This is a genomic window from Maribellus mangrovi (assembly GCF_037646455.1).
GTDB classification, from domain to species: domain Bacteria; phylum Bacteroidota; class Bacteroidia; order Bacteroidales; family Prolixibacteraceae; genus Draconibacterium; species Draconibacterium mangrovi_A.
Window position 1 is genome coordinate 116,385 of sequence record NZ_JBBIXN010000006.1, and the last position, 16,087, is coordinate 132,471.

Consider the following 16,087-nt stretch of genomic DNA (forward strand, 5'->3'; position numbering starts at 1 on the left):
TTTACTTCTTTTGTATCCAGACAATTAGATTTTTATTTTCAGGCAAGTTTACTTCAGCCTTGCTACCGCCTTTCAATTCCAGTTTTTCATTCGATAATTTACCTGTTTCAGGTTGAATAAACTGAACTGAATACTCCCCCTTATATTCGCTGAGGTCAAGCTCAACCTGGTTTGAATTTTGAACGTAAAGAATCATTCCATTTCCTTCATCTCTCAAACCAAATGTCTTGTCATTACCTGTATCAAAAGGAAGCATATTGCATGCAGCTTTCATCAAGCCAGCATCAGTTTCTGCCGGGATAACCGGCATTGATCCACCCCCCATAAAAATAGCCCAGCCGAAACTTGGGTATCTTCCTTCAGAATAGATCACCGCTTTTTCGGGGAATTTCGTCCGATACTCGGAAACAGCCCTGTATACACTTGCAAACGAACGTTTCCCAGGTTTTACTTTACGGGCATGCTGACGAGGTGCCAGATTCACACCCCCCGGAGGTGCATACTCTGTGCCATCAGGACGATATGCCCAGTAACGAATATCGATGATGTCGATAACTTTTGAGCGAACCGGATCGGCTAAAATCGCATCCTGAACGTCTTTGGTGCAACTGAGTGCCACCAGCGCATCTTCACCGGTCTCTTCCTGCCATTCCGCAATCACATCAAGCCAGAATTCCATAAAATGCAAAGGCCCTGTATATTCTGCGCTTATGCTCTGAATTACATTCGACTGTCCTCTAAAATTGTCGAGGCACTGACGAATGTACTGCTTGTGCAATTCGCGGCGCACCGGGTGATTTATATCGTAAAACTGTTCGGCCAGGTAAATGCGTTTGTCGCCCGCATAAGGCGGTGGTTCCGGGAAACCGGTGTTATTGATATTGTTCGCCGGACGCCAGGGTGAATCGGCCCAGTGTGCACCGGCTTCTAAAATATTGTGCTGAAAATAGTTCTGATGAAATAACAGTTTCCCATTCCGGCCCGCCAGCTCAGCAAACTGCCTTAAGCGATCCCAATAAAACGGATCCGGTTTAGTAAGATCGTATTTGCTCAGCCGGTCCCAGGCTTCACCTTGTCCGCTGCGCGAAAATGGCTGTTCATAAAAAGGGGCCCAAACTTCTCCATCGAGGCGTTTTACCCGCTCATGATCATCGCGGCGACGATCGTACCACAAACCATAATTGTGGTGCATCATAAGCACATTGTTGGCTACCATTCCATCAACCACCTGCTGCAAATCGTCTGTATAACCACGTCCTACCCTACCCGGAACAAACCGAGTGATCGCAGGTTGTGCTTTTTTTGCCTCAAAGGGACGAGGATCACCGCGCCACCAGGGAACATTCATTCTACGGCCGGAAAGAACTTTTTCATCAAAAGTTAACCACCCGTTTTGCATGGTTACTTCTGTGGTTTTAGGTGCATTGGCAATGTCTTCACCTACCAATTCCTTTGCAAAAACTGCTCCGGCATGTTCCAAGGAAATTGGATTTCTGCTTGCTGCATCAGCAATATAATCTTTTAGTTGAACAGGTGGATTTAGTGATTGAGCAGTAAACTTTGCAGCCTGTTCAATCGTTGGGCTTGATGTAGATTCCCCTTCAAAAGGCAGAACTTCTTTTCGAAAATCTTTAATGTCTTTATTCTGTCTCTCGGCCAATTGGGCGAAGAACAAACTTCGCGGACTTATGTGGCTGTTGGCCTCGTACCAGAGGCCGTCCCCCGCAAATTGTCCCCATGCACCGTAGGCCCAGTTTTGAGTTGTGGGCGGTGCAAAGCATTCGATACGAGCTGCCGAGCATTGCCAAAGCATAGAACCTCCGGCATTCCATCCGGCGCCCTGGCCGTCCTGTCCGCGGTTTTTAAACCCAAGAGCCTGACCGTCGATGCTAACTATATCGTATAAAGTACCTGAAGCCCAACTATCAATACCACCGCTAAAATCGTGGGGATTCTTAGCTTCGCATTGTACAAAAGCATTGGGTCCGGCTGCCATAAAACCCGTGGCAAAGTCGTGTCGTCCGTTCTCGGCGTAGCACCTCAGAAAAAGCGTTTGCTGCCCCATCGTATAAAATGTGTTTCGGCGCTGACCGGCAATTTCAGAAACCGGTTCGCTTGAAATACAATCCTCAACCGTTATTTTACTTGCTGTTTCGTAAAGTGCCACAGCTGAACCTGCAAAATGCTTAAACTGAACTTGTCGCACCCAGGCATCCTGTAAATTCTCCATGGTAATGGCAAACCAGCAATGGTTTTCGTCTTTTATATTTTCAGGATTGAATTCCGATTCGAGTGTCAGATTCTCAATTCCGATATTAGTAATTCTTCCAGACCACGAAAATGTGTGTACCACTCCTCCACCAAATCTCTCGTCGATAGCAGTAGTCAGCGGCGCATCAACCGTAAGCATATTGTTTTGAACTCCGGTAATAGTGCGTTCCCAGCGAAGTATCCGCTCGCCGGGTTTCCAACCAAGCCAACTGGTTTCTCCACCATATTCATTCATTCCGAGCTCGTCGATCCATTCCTGGGTACAGGGCCGTTCAATAATTACTTTCATCCCTTTTGTAAATGCAGAAGCATCTTCCACGGGAATCTGATTGGCTCCCACAGGTATGTAAGCAGCAGCGATTGCGGTAGAATTTTCAAATTGAATATCTGATTTACCGTAAACACGAAAAAGTGTCGATCTGTCGGTACCGGTAGCTCTGACAATTGTTTTATTCCCACTGCCCCGAATAACAACTCCCGAAGCTGAGAGGGTAAATCTACCGGAAACGTCAAAAACGCCTTCTTCCAAAAGAACAGCACCACGAAATCTGTTTTCGTCCATCGGTAAAGCAGAAACATAGTTGATGGCATTCTGGATATCGGCAGTAGCATCGCCTGTTGTTGAAGAAACTACGACTTTTACCGGAACCGTTGAAATGGCTTCGTTTGATGCTTTGTAACCGCACCATGAATAATCGGGGATGGAATTGCCCAAACTATCGCTTGTATAATTTAGTTGTCCATCGCCCCAACGAAGCGATGGCAGCTCTGGTTTTTGTGCAAACGACAAAAAGGAAATGAGCATAAAAAAAGCAAGCAACACAGTAAAACTGTGTTGCCTCTTGAACTCTGTATTTGATCCTATTAGCGGTATCACTTTTTCTCTTCTTTCAATCGTTCTTCCCATGCTTTTCGTTCGGCCTGCAAATCGTAACCTCTTGCTGAAAGGTAATTGTTAATTCGCCCTTTGTATTTTCCGAACCAACCATGTTTTTCACGCGACGAACCACCATCGATGGCATGCTCTCTCGCTTCCACCAGCCAAACATATATTTGGTCTTTTTCTTCCTCCGTTAAGCTGGGGATCATATCCTGCATGGCTCCGTATGTCACATTCAGCACGTTGTAGGTTAATCCATCTTTCACCTGGTCGATCTTTTCCTCAGGAATTATTTGTTTTAACTGAGCTAAAAATGCAAAATGGTGGTCTCTTGTTTTCAGTTCCTGCTCGGCTTTACGGAGATCGATCTTTGCATCACGTAATTCTTTGTTGTCGGCATATTCTTCACGGATCTTCCCTACATCAGCATTCCGTGCTTCTTCTGCATCGTTCAAAAAACGGTAGTGTTCAACAATAATGTCGCGAACCTGAAACTTGATCGCATTATCCTCAAATTCCATTCCATCAACAATCTTATCGGCTCTACCAGTTATTACTCTGGTATATTCGTCATCGGCGGTTTCCTGGGCTTTTGCCTGAAAACCCGCAAGCAGGAGTAGAACTCCACTCAATATTATTATCAGTCTTCGCTTTATCATCCTATCTTACTCCTCCTTTTTTTGCCAAAGTATCGTGATTGTTTTCAAGGTCGGTCCAATCCACTTTTTTGGTCGGATCAATGCCATTTATGTATTTTTCGATGTTGGTGTAACCATCGTCATTACAATCTTCAACGGCATCGGAAGGATCGTTCGGATCAAGACCGAGTTTGGTATATTTTTTCTCCCATTCATCGGGCATACCATCATTATCCGAATCAGAATAAGGTGTTCCTTCATATTCGGGATAACCTCCCACCTGACGAATATCGGTTATGATTCCTTTCTTCCAGGAATCTCTTCCCAGGCGGCGGTGTTCAAACTGATATAGCGAGTCAACTTCGGTGTAATCATCAAAATTAATTTCATTGGTTTTTACCTGACGAAGAATTCGCTTATCAACCGGATCACGCTTAGGCAGGTTTGCACCAGCGTTTTCAACTACAAAATCATAAGCCTCGTTTGCATCCATAAGGTGTACATAAGGCATTTTGAACGGTTTGTTCGATTTTAATTGCGGCAGGAATTCTCCGGCACCGTCCATGTTTTCAATCTGAATTCCCTTCCAGTTGTTATTTGTGATTTCGGGATAACCTTCCATGATATTTCCTTCGACCCAAACCTTACCGTAAATTTTTGTTCCACCCAGTGTATAACGCGATTCGGGCTTAACAAAACGGTGACCTACCGGTTGATCTTTGGGTGTTACCGGACCCGGTTTGTAGTAGTTATTAATCAACTGGTACCTGGTACTGTAATCTCCTCCGTCCATTGTGCGGTGATACCAGTTGTTCACTACATTATTCACGAAATTGAAGGTACCGTTCATCCCCACCGACGGGTTACGTCCGGTATTATTGGTCCAAAGGTTGCGGACAAACATAGAATTCTGGCCCCCAAGCGTACTTCCAAAGGCATGATTATAGGTATCGAGTCCTTCAGAAAAAATGGAGTTCTGGATGGTAATATTTACGGTTGAAAGTTTATGCCGTGTTGCTTTCGGATTATTAGGAGCATCGGTAAACATGTGTCGATACAGGGTCATGTTTTCATCCAGTCCCCAGGAAGCTGAAATGTGATCGAGAATAATATTTCCTACCGGATTTCCACCAATCGCATCATCACGACGTCCTACCCATGTTGCGCCTCTACGGAAACGCATATGACGTATAACCACATCGTGCGTATTGATCAGGAATGATTCGCCTGCCATACACACACCATCTCCTGGTGCAGTTTGCCCGGCAATTGTTATGAACGGAGCATTGATATTAATCGGACGTTCGAGGTGAATAACACCAGCAACGTTAAATACGACAATACGAGCTCCACCGGCATCGCAAGCTTCACGCAAAGTACCGGGGCCGCTGTCAGCCAAACTGGTTACAACAAATACTTTTCCACCACGGCCACCGAAGGAATACATACCACCGCCTTCAGCTCCCGGAAATGCCGGAATATCAGCCTGAGGCAAATCATCGGCACGCTGTGCCCACTGGTTGTATGCTTTATTGTTCTGCATGTCGTTATAAATCGTTGGCCATGCTTTCTCCCACGCTTCTGCATCCTGTTTATCCCAAACCCTGTTCAGCGAATCAACTTTTGGCTGCACTTCAGCCATATCAGGATACTGTGCAATTGATATTTTACTCACAAAACTTACAATAGTAATGATCACTAATAATCTTAAAATCTTCATAACAAATCCTCTATTTCAATATTTTTCTTATTTCTAAATCACCTAATTTATTTGAGGACTTAACGATATAAACACCAGAACGCTCGTTGCTTATATCCACTTCATCCCCTACTCCTGTGCGAATCAAAGAGCCGGAAACATTGTAAATCCTGAATGTAACAGGTTCTTCGAATTTAATAATGCCTTTACTATAAGTTCGAATCAAATTTGCATTTTGAGCAGGAACTATTACGCCGGTTTCAACAGACTTTTTCCCTGTGCTAAGGGCTCCGTTTTTAGTAACTGATTTTACCTTGAAGTTGCTGATTTCGCCATTTACGGCTTCATTAGTGTACGACTCAAGGTCTGCAAAACCCAATACCACATCGTCTTTCAGAATAACATACCCAATGGCACCATCCACTGCGTCCCAGGTTAATGTATTTCCATTCAAACTAAGTCCGTATGGATCTGACAAGTTATCCGTCAATCTTGTGGGATCCCAGTGTTCGCCAAACGTTTTGCGAAAAAAGAAATCGAGCTTGTACAGATTGGCAACTATTGCAGAATCGAGTTGTGAACTCCAGTCTACACGTTGAGAGACATCGACAAGTGAACCACCAGGAGTAATATTCTGGTACTCGGCAAAAACAGAGCTTAAATGGTTGTCGTCGTTCCAGGTAGACCAACCCTCCGATTTAATGTGATCGCCCAACGTACACTGGATATATACCGACGAAGAATTGGGTTGCCAGGGACGGCCAAGATAATAGCTATTGTCCGGCACATCGGCATCTGCAGTTACATCGCAATAACGAAAAAGCAAACCATGCAAAAAGATATTTCCGGCAATGTTGGTTGTTAATTTGGTGTCGGCGGGAGCTGTGATGTAGCTACCTCCTTTTACACAATTAATTCTACAACTGTCGAAAACAGTAGTGGCATCGCCATAGATAAAATCCGTTGCTCCTTCAACATAACAATTCAGGTTGTACTGCCTGCGTTTGTGGGCATAATAGGTATCCTGAAAACCGAGGAAACGGCAATTTTTAAAAACCATGGTATCGCCGGTAGTTCGGATGGCAATCGCCTGTCCAACATTTCCCGATGTATTTTCAACAGTAATATTCTCGGCGTAAAAACCGGCTGCATCGGCATGCAAGGTATAGGTGTCGGCCGGCGAAGTTCCTTTCTGCGGATTATCATCGTAAGTCAGAATTACACCATCAGCACTTTGTCCGATCAAACTAACGTTCATTTTCGATGCAGGAAGCAGGACTTTTTCGTAGTATGTTCCGTTTTTAACGAATATTAGTGTGCGCTCACTGCTGTTATCAGGTGCCGAATTTATAGCCTTCTGAATATTATTATAATCACCGGTTCCGTGTGCATCAACCACCAGATCGAACACCTGGCCCCATCCTGCATTAACGAAAAGCACAAGCAATAACAGCAGCAAGTATTTACCGGATAATTTCATAGTTATTTTTTGAAGACTTTTTGGCTGTATGTTCTTTTTATACCAATAGCCTGAAGCATATAAATGCCGTTTGGCAAAGTTTGAATTGAAAGCGAAGTCACTCCCTCTTTATTCTCGCTTGATATTAATTTCCTTCCGTTCAGATCGAACAATGAAACCTGTGCCAGTTTATCGGCCGTTTGGAAATAGAGCGTATGATCAGCCGGATTCGGGTAAATTCTAAAATGTGAGTCCGACCTGATGTCATCAACAGCAACGGTAAGCGTAAGACCATTCAGGTAATTTTCAAGATTACTGTATCCATTTTCAGCAATTAATCTTCCGTCGGTAATGTCATTCGGATCGAGTCCGTTATCCATCTCCCACTCATCAGGTATTCCATCGTGATCGGCATCAACAGGCGCTTCGGTTGATTTCGTGTACACATCCCAAGCTGTAACCGAGTCCTGTTTGTCTTCGGGAACCAGGTTCTGCTGTGTATCGATAATCCCTGATTCAACTCCTTTTTTTGGAGTCACCTGATCATCATCTGAAATATGCTCATACCGGACAATTTCTATCATTCCTTGTGCTTCGGTAATAATACGTCGATCGATTGTATCGCGTTTGGGCAAGGTTGCTCCTGCTTCGGCCAAAACATCTGATAATGCCTCTTCAGCAGATTGTGTATATGCATCGTAATCCTCGAGTGCACCATCACTTTTCACAAATTCTTCTTCGCTACGAATATTTTCTTTGCCACCCGGAATATTACCACCGTCAACACCCAACCAGTTATCGTTGGTCATAGCTTCGTAGCCTTCCATAACATTTCCGTTGAAATACCACTGGCCGTAACCATCAACCTGCACTCCGCTTCGGTTATACGACGGCCGTGCAAAAATTACGTTTGAAGAAGTAGCCGGTCCGGGAATAAAATAGTTATTCACCACGTTGGTGTGGCAAAATCCATTCCCGTCGGTTCCTTCAAATTCGCCACCATAAAAAGCTCCGGTGCTACTCCAGTTGTAGTTTACGTTGTTGCGGTAATCCACCAAGGCATTGATGTCGTTTTTGTTCGATCCGTTAATGCGAGGCATCCTTGAATTGTGGTGTGCCAGCAAATTATGATGGTAGCTGGCATATTGTCCTCCCCATTGTGTGGCATAACCACGCTCTCCTTTTTTATGTATTGAATTGAACAACGATTCGCTGATTATACACCACTGAACCGTAGTGTTGGAATTACTCGAAAAGTGCGTGGTTTCTTCAATCGCCCAACTCATTGAACAGTGGTCGATGATAAAATTACTGCCATTTTCTATGCGGAAGGCAGATGTTTCTTCACCCAGTTCATCGCCCGGACGAAATCGAATGTACCTTACAATAACATTGTTCGATCCCGAAAAATTAACGGTTGCACCGCGGATACAAATACCGTTTCCGGGTGCGGTCTGACCGGCAATGGTCATTCTGTCGCGTTGAACACGCAATTCACCTATCAGGTTTATAACGCCACCGACTCGAAACACAATGGTTAGCGGCAATTTAACAGTGTATTCAATTCCTAATATCGGATCGATTCGTTTTTCGGTAGCCTGTGAAAATGCCCAGCGCAAACTGCCTTCGGGCGGATTTTCGAGATCGTCCTCCAGGTTGGTTACTTCAACCACTCGTCCGGTTTCTCCGTTACCACGTCCACCGCTTGCAAAACGCCCATATCCTTCAGCTCCGGGAAATGCCAGTTGTTGTCCGCTGGTAAACAATGCAACAGACACTCCAAAAATTGCAAATAAAATTTTGCTTAATCGAATCATAGCTAATTTGTTCTTCTATTATTCCTGTTTTATTCTGCCAGAGGATCAAACGTACCATTTATCCAACCGGCGGTTTGTTCCACTGCCGGACTTTTCTCGATCATCGATGAAGGAACAGCAAAGAAATCGTAAAGCTCGAGATAATCAATTTCGGCACTTTGTCCGAGATAGATATCGAGGTTTTTATCTGATTTGGTAAAATACTCATCAGAACTTTCCGTGTCATTCAAGTCAAGATCGCCTTCAGCCAAAGCCTGGTCGATATTCAACTGGCCATAGTAAGGCGACGACTGGTCGGTTATTTCGCGTCCCCAGATACCTTTCGCCCGGTAGGTAAATCCACCGCGCTGCGTTCCGTTGAGTTTTGTTACGTATTCACCCAAATCCTCTCTGAACATCAACCGACGACGAAGATCCCAGTATCGTTTGTTCTCGAAGGCAAACTCCACCTGGCGTTCAACCATAATAATCTGACGAAGCTTTTCTTTTGATACCGAATTTTCAATACCATAAGTACCGCCGCCGTCTTCGATACCGGCGCGGGCCCGGATCGCTCTAATTTGCTCGAGTGCTTCACCGGTTTCACCCAGTTCGTTGGCACATTCGGCAAAGTTAAGCAACACTTCAGCGTAACGCAATTCAATCCATGCCGTACTGGTTTGATTGATGTCTTCGCGTGCAACAGTGGCATCAGAAGCTTTTTTGTTGTAGAATCCCGAACTCGGAACACGGTTCAGTTCTTTACTGTTCCTGAAGGTCCATACATTTACCTCATCGCGTCCGCTCATTTCCCACTGGTCGCCATTGTAAGCAACGGTGGCATAGAGTCTCGGATCGCGGTTTTGCCAGAAGTAGGTAGGATCGTAGCCTGAACCTTCTTCGTTGGTTAATTTACCGTTAGCCATCGGGAAAGCCTGAACCAGCTGCCAGGTAGGGCTATAACCTCCGTTTCCGCCTCCTGACGGGGGACGAACACTGTTTTCCCAGCCAATGGTATAGGATGTACCGGCTCCCAGGCTAAAACGTTTGTAAATAATCGCTTCAGGATTTGTAGTTACATCAGTGGTAAATATGGTGGCGAAATCGGGATGCAGATCGCGGGGCATATTCATTTGAGCTAAAAGATCGATGGCCTGTTGATTAGCATCGTAGGCTCTTTGCCACCGCGCCTCATCATTATTACGATTAAACAACGGGCTGGCCCAATTCAACAAAATGCGACCTTTAAAAGCAGCAGCAGCACCACTTGTAATCCGTCCTTTATCGGCATCCAGAATATAATCAACCGGTAACAAATCGATGGCCTCATCCAAATCGGCTACGATCATGTCGATCGATTCGGAAGTTTTGCTTCGCGGAACATTTAAGTCTTCTGAATAAGGATCCTGAACGGTCATAACCATTGGTACTCCGCCGTATAGCTGCACCATTTCCCAGTAACGCCATGCCCTGAAAAACAAAGCTTGTCCGCGTAACGGAGCAATCTGTTCATCACTAAGTGCCGATTCATCCAGTCCTTCAAGCGCAATATTAATTCTCCTGATCAGCTCATATTTATCCTTGTGTAACACAGTTACCGCATTGATATCGCTTGGAGTTTTAAATCCATACAGGAGGTCGGCGTATTGCAGATCGGAAGAATAGGTTTCGTCGGATAACTGACTGTTGGTCCCAAAATACGATTTTGGCATATTATCGTTATACAAATTGTTAATGTATAAAGTAGCCTGATCTTCATCGTCCCAGATTTTATCGGTAAGTGCGTTCAAATCACTTTTATCCAGCACATCCTTGCACGACGGTAACATTAGCACTGCCATTAATATAATCAAAGCTAAAGGAAGTGTTCTTGTTTGTTTTATATTGATGTTCATCTCTTTTCTTTTTAAAAGTTATTCAATTACTTTCCCTTTACTTTCTATATTTTAAAGCTTAATCCAAAACTAAAAGTCTTCAGTAACGGATAGGTGTTATACCTTGCAATAGCGTCTTCTTTATAGTCGAAAGTTTGAATTGGCGACCATAAATTTGTTCCCACAAAATATACCCTCAACTCAGGTATACCCCATTTAAGCGATAAGTCTTTCGGAATGCTGTATGAAACATTCAAGGTTCTCAGCCTCAACTGGTAAACATCTTTCATCCAGAAAGTAGATACCCACTGATCTGAACTTGCATAATACGGGCTTGGATAAGCTGCATTCGGATTTTCAGGCGTCCAAAAATCACTCCAGAACTCGGGTGAACTTTCGCTTGTGGTTGGCACTGTTCGTGCCAGTTTATCAACTACCTGGTTACGAATACCGTATTCCATAGTCCACAATGTTGTAATTTTCAGATCTTTCCAGCCTCCGCCAATATTAATACTGGTAGGCAACATGTGTTTCCAGGTAAATTTATCACCAACACGTTCCACATATTTTTTATCGTATTCGTTAATCACACCGTCGGGTTCGAAAACCGTGCGGGGTTCGCCGGCCGCTGTGTTTCCTGGGCGGCCAATATCTTCAAAAATCATTGCTCCCAGATCTACCGGTCGTCCTTCAATCTGATAATCATGCCCCCAAAGAGCCTGCCATTGTGCGTTCAACTCCTCCATTTGTTGCTGAGTACGGATGATTCCGTGAGTAATAAATCCCTCTTCACGTCCAGCTGCTATAGTACTTTGTCCGATCGGGTACCTGAAATCTTCAGGAATGTACTCGGTAGGACGTTCGATAATGCGGTTGGTACCGTAATTGAAAATACCTGTTATGTCGTAGTAGATATCGTCTGTAATTCTTCCGCGATAATTGATCGACATGTCATATCCCCAGGCTTCCAGTCGTCCAAGATTTTCTCCGGGTAACTGACCAAGTCCACCTGTTTCAGGGAACTCAACCGTTCTTTTGTCTAAAATATCGTATTGATAGGTATAGTAGCCATCGAGTGAAACACCAAGTTTACTGTTGAAAAATTTCATATCAATACCGAGGTTATGCATCAGGGATTTTTCCCAGCTAACACCTGAACTAACCACATCGGTTTTTCCTCCAATTCCGATTCCACCAACCGGCGTATCACCACCAAAGAGGTAACGATCGTCGCTTTGTTTAACCGAATACTGAAGTTCATATTCGTATGGCGATACTGAAGCATATCCGGTTAATCCCATAGAGAACCTCAACTTAAGAAAGTTAATGGCATCAACATTGTCTTTCATAAAGTTTTCTTCAGAAATTACCCAACCTACTGAGCCCGAAGGGAACAAACCTTCGCGTTGTCCGGGAGCAAACCTGGTTGTGGTTTCGTAGCGCATGGCCGATTCGAAAAGATACTTGCTGGCGTATGAATAATTCAAACGGAAAACAGCTCCAAGATCACCACTTTCGTAGTTGCCTCCACTGGTGGTTTTGGTTTGAAATGCATTCTGATTTTCCAGTCCGTAAACTTCAATGTTCTCGCCAATTGCTCTAAAATCGTTTGACTTTCCTTCCGACTGCTCGTAGGTAAGGAACGCCGATACATCGTGTTTACCGAAAGTACGTGCATAATTTAAACTTGCGTTGAACTGGTAATTCTCGTTGTATCCATATGATTCCGAAATACGGTTGTTATTTTGTATTGTAACAATTTCCTCAATTTCGTTACTTAAGATGTATTTGTAACCGTTTCCGCGTGGCTTAAACTGATAAAGCTCATAAGGAACCAAATAGTCTTTGTTGTATCCGTGACCTTCTCTCCGGCTAAAAGATACCGAGGCTCTAAGTCCTTTCACTTGCTTAATGTCGTACGACAGGCTCAGGTTAAGTGTATGTCCTTTATCTACCGATTGCTTATAACTGTTGGTTTCGAACAGATACAATGGGTTAAAGTCGAGGTTGTTTGCTACCGGATAACCATCGATGTAGGCAGGAGTCCATTTAGGTGCTTGCAGCAACTGCTGGAATAAATCCTCGAGGGTGTTGTTACCAACTCCGGAAATGTAAGGGCGTTTAAAATCGCGGCTATCGATTGAAACCGTAGCTGAAGCTTTTAACTGATCAGTGATATTGGCATCCAGTCCAAGACGGTAAGAATATTTACCAACCCCCATTTCAGGAAAGTTTCCTTCGGTATACATGTAAGTACCACCGGCAAAATATTTCACTTTTGCACTACCTCCTGAAATATTAACCGTATGACGCGTAACCATTGATTGTTGCCACGCTTCATCCAGCCAGCGGAAGTTCTGGTTTTTCATTTCCTGTAATTCTGCTGAAGAAATTTGTGCCGTAGTATCATCGGCGTAACGCGCGTTTATCATTCTTGCATGATCGTAAGCACTCAGCATTTCGGTTTGTGTGGTTGCATCGCTGATACCAACACTACCTGAATAACTAACACGGAGTTTTCCTTCTCGTCCGCGTTTGGTCTTTACAAGAATTACACCGTTGGCCCCTTTACTCCCGTAAACCGAAGCCGAAGCATCTTTCAACACCGAATAGCTTTCAATCTCTGAAGGATCAAGAATATCGAACTCTTCCTGCGAAACCTCGAATCCATCAACAATATAAAGTGGCGATGGATCTTTGGCTCCCTCTCCCGAGTTGCCAAAAGTAGTCTCGGTGCGAATGGTAACCCTGGTAGCAGCACCCGGGTTACCGGTTGGTTGTGCCGGCGAAACCGATACCCCTGCCATTCGACCTTCCAGTAGGTTGGTCATACTAACAGCGGGAATATCCTCGATCTCATCCGCCGAAATACTGGATATCGATCCCAGCAGGTTGGCTCTTTTTACTTCGCCATAGCCCACTACCACCACTTCGTCGAGGTCGGTTGTCGACTCTACCAAAACAACATCGATATTAGTTCGACCTTTTACCGGTACAAATTGCTGAATGAAACCAATAAACGAAACCTGCAGCGTATCGGTAGGTGCTACCGTTAAGGTGTAGTTTCCGTCAATGTCGCTAACCGTTCCCTTCACCGTATTTTTGATGACGATATTAACACCAATCATCGGCTCACCGGCTTCGTCGGTTATTTTACCGTTGACGTTAATCTCGTTTTGAGCAAACACAGCAGGCACAGTAAACAACTGTAATATAAATGCGATCAGGACAATGATCCGTTTTGGAATTGATCCTGAACTAAGATTCCTGATTTGATTAATTCTGTTTTTATTCATTGCCTATAGATTTATCATGTTTATTGGTTCTATCGTTTGATGTTCAGCAATTTTACACTGATTTAGTGAATGATCACTTTTGTTGTTCTGACTGATCTGTCGGTTTGCGCTTTTACCAGGTAAATACCACCTGGCATATCACTCATCGAAACGCTACTGGTATAATTGGCTTCGCGTACTTTTGCTCCGGAAATGTTATAAACGGCTACTCTTGCCTGTTCCGAAATGTGAATGATTTTATGTGCTGCATAAATTCTTAATCCATCTTTTTCAATGATATTGGCAGCTGTTTGGATATAAGTTCCGTAAACTTTCAGGTCGTGGATTCGTGGTGTCTGACCACCTGCTTCGCGAAAACGTAGCATTACATTCTCCGCGTAAACACCGTCTTCCCAAGTCATTCCGTGAGCCGAAGGATCGCAACGGTATCCGTTCGAAGTTTTTTCCAGAGTATAAGGATCTTTTGTAAAGCTTAAGGCCCAACTATTGCCCGGCTGATAACGCAAAGTATCCCACGATGCACCATCGTCGAGTGAAAACTCGCACATCACACCGCGCTTATTTCCACCGGTACTTGAATGCGACCACTGAATAACTTCTACAAAATCGAGTTCACGCAGATCAACCGTCAAATAGCCTCGAGCTGTAGGAATGGTTGAATAAATAGTATCAAAACGGCTAAGCTCAACAAATCCGTTTGAAACATTTGTTGAGTTGTAGTTCTCCGAATTTTCAAGGTCTTCAGCTGCCAGTGCATCTACGTAACCATAAGCGGTTGCCCATTCAGGTGCAAAAGCTGCCTGGTAAAATGTATAGGTTATTTTACCTGAGGTTGAACCAAGGATCGGTACCTCCACTGTATCATTTTTATACCCATAAATGATGGTTGTACCATCATTGTCTAACATATTTTCGCTGTTGCCCTGGTCAGGATTATCGTCGGTATGAAAAAATTCAAATCCCGAAAAATCCTCGTTTAGCACCAGCGGTTCACTGGCACCAAGCGTTCCCCAAATGACACCTGATGAGGTGTTCAGCTGCCCATAAGACATGCTGAACACTCCCATCATACTTAGAATAAATGTAAATATCTTTTTCTTCATGTTAATTCCCTATTGTATCATTACTTTCTTCACTACTGTTCTACCGTCGTTGATAGCGTTTACTATGTAAATTCCGCTTGGAACCTCCTGCATTTGAACGGTGTTAGTATTTACTGCTTTTTTAATAAGGTTACCGGTAATGGTGTAAACGGCAACATCAGCAGGCTCTGAAATCCTTATCTCGCGATTAAAACTATATACTTTTATATCTTCTTTATCGATCACTTTGGCCGAAGTTGGAGGGGTGTAAGTTCCATAAACTTTCAGGTCGTGTATGCGAGGCACCTGTCCACCTGCTTCACCAAAGCGTAACATTACATTCTCGGCATATACACCGTCCTCCCAGGTCATACCATATGCTGATGGATCGCAACGGTAACCATTTGGAGTTTTATCAAGCGTAAAAGGATCTTTTGTAAAGCTATCGCCCCAGGCGTTTCCGGGTTGATACCGAAGCGTGTCCCATGTTGCTCCATCGTCAAGCGAAAACTCAAGCATTACACCACGTTTGTTTCCGCCACAACTTGAATGTGTCCATTGAATGACTTCAACAAAATCAAGCTCACGTAAATCAACTTTAAATGAGCCTCTCACTGTTGGAGGATTAGAACCATAGTCACGGCTAACTTCAACAAATCCGTTTGATACATTCGGAGTTTGTCCGCCTCCGTCTTTAAAGGCCCAAGCAGTTTCCCAATCCGGAGCAAAAGCACACTGATCAAAAACATAGGTTATTTTTCCTGATTCAGAACCAAGAATCGGAACCTCAACGCTGTCGTTTTTGTAACCATAAATAATAGTGACACCATCGGTATCAAAAGTATTGTTACTGTTTCCCATGTCAGTGGTCGAGTCAGAGTGAAAGAACTCAAATCCCGTGAAGTCTTCGTTAAGTACTAAAGGCTCTGCCGCTCCCAGTGACCCCCATGGGACGCCTGTTCCGATATTAAGTTGTGCATTGGCAGTAAAGCCAAATCCAGCGATTAAAGCAATAATTAAGGTAAAAATCTTTTCTTTCATAGTATTCATTTTTTAATTAGTATTGGAATTTCAGTTTACGCAATTTTCTTT

Annotated in this window: 9 protein-coding genes; all 9 read right to left on the minus strand. The window is 43.9% G+C overall.

Annotation, left to right across the window (positions count from 1 at the left end; all coding sequences use genetic code 11):
* Position 1 precedes the first annotated feature (1 nt).
* The 9 genes from WFY05_RS19695 to WFY05_RS19735 all read right to left on the minus strand — a co-directional run bounded on the left by WFY05_RS19695 (position 2) and on the right by WFY05_RS19735 (position 16,036).
* Positions 2-3,178, minus strand: coding sequence for a DUF6298 domain-containing protein (locus tag WFY05_RS19695; protein ID WP_340114643.1), 3,177 nt, complete (start codon positions 3,176-3,178; stop codon positions 2-4).
* Entirely contained in the window at positions 3,145-3,810 is a 666-nt protein-coding gene (locus WFY05_RS19700) for a DUF3826 domain-containing protein (RefSeq protein ID WP_340114644.1), read from the minus strand. Before WFY05_RS19700 ends, WFY05_RS19695 begins: the two co-directional genes overlap by 34 nt.
* A gap of 1 nt (position 3,811) precedes the next feature.
* The gene (locus WFY05_RS19705; protein ID WP_340114645.1) at positions 3,812-5,509 is read right to left on the minus strand and encodes a pectate lyase; all 1,698 of its coding nucleotides are present in this window, start codon (positions 5,507-5,509) and stop codon (positions 3,812-3,814) included.
* Between the two features lie 10 nt (positions 5,510-5,519).
* Positions 5,520-6,968: a pectinesterase family protein gene (locus WFY05_RS19710; RefSeq protein ID WP_340114646.1), complete on the minus strand. Its 1,449-nt coding sequence runs from the start codon at positions 6,966-6,968 to the stop codon at positions 5,520-5,522.
* A gap of 2 nt (positions 6,969-6,970) precedes the next feature.
* Positions 6,971-8,764, minus strand: a complete 1,794-nt coding sequence (locus WFY05_RS19715; protein ID WP_340114647.1) for a T9SS type A sorting domain-containing protein — start codon at positions 8,762-8,764, stop codon at positions 6,971-6,973.
* Positions 8,765-8,793: 29 nt separating this feature from the next.
* Positions 8,794-10,638: a RagB/SusD family nutrient uptake outer membrane protein gene (locus WFY05_RS19720; protein WP_340114648.1), complete on the minus strand. Its 1,845-nt coding sequence runs from the start codon at positions 10,636-10,638 to the stop codon at positions 8,794-8,796.
* A gap of 44 nt (positions 10,639-10,682) precedes the next feature.
* The gene (locus WFY05_RS19725) at positions 10,683-13,913 is read right to left on the minus strand and encodes a SusC/RagA family TonB-linked outer membrane protein (protein WP_340114649.1); all 3,231 of its coding nucleotides are present in this window, start codon (positions 13,911-13,913) and stop codon (positions 10,683-10,685) included.
* Between the two features lie 62 nt (positions 13,914-13,975).
* A complete protein-coding gene (locus tag WFY05_RS19730; protein WP_340114650.1) occupies positions 13,976-15,016 on the minus strand; it encodes a T9SS type A sorting domain-containing protein in 1,041 nt (346 codons plus the stop codon).
* 9 nt (positions 15,017-15,025) lie between these two features.
* Entirely contained in the window at positions 15,026-16,036 is a 1,011-nt protein-coding gene (locus WFY05_RS19735; protein WP_340114651.1) for a T9SS type A sorting domain-containing protein, read from the minus strand.
* Between the last annotated feature and the right edge of the window lie 51 nt (positions 16,037-16,087).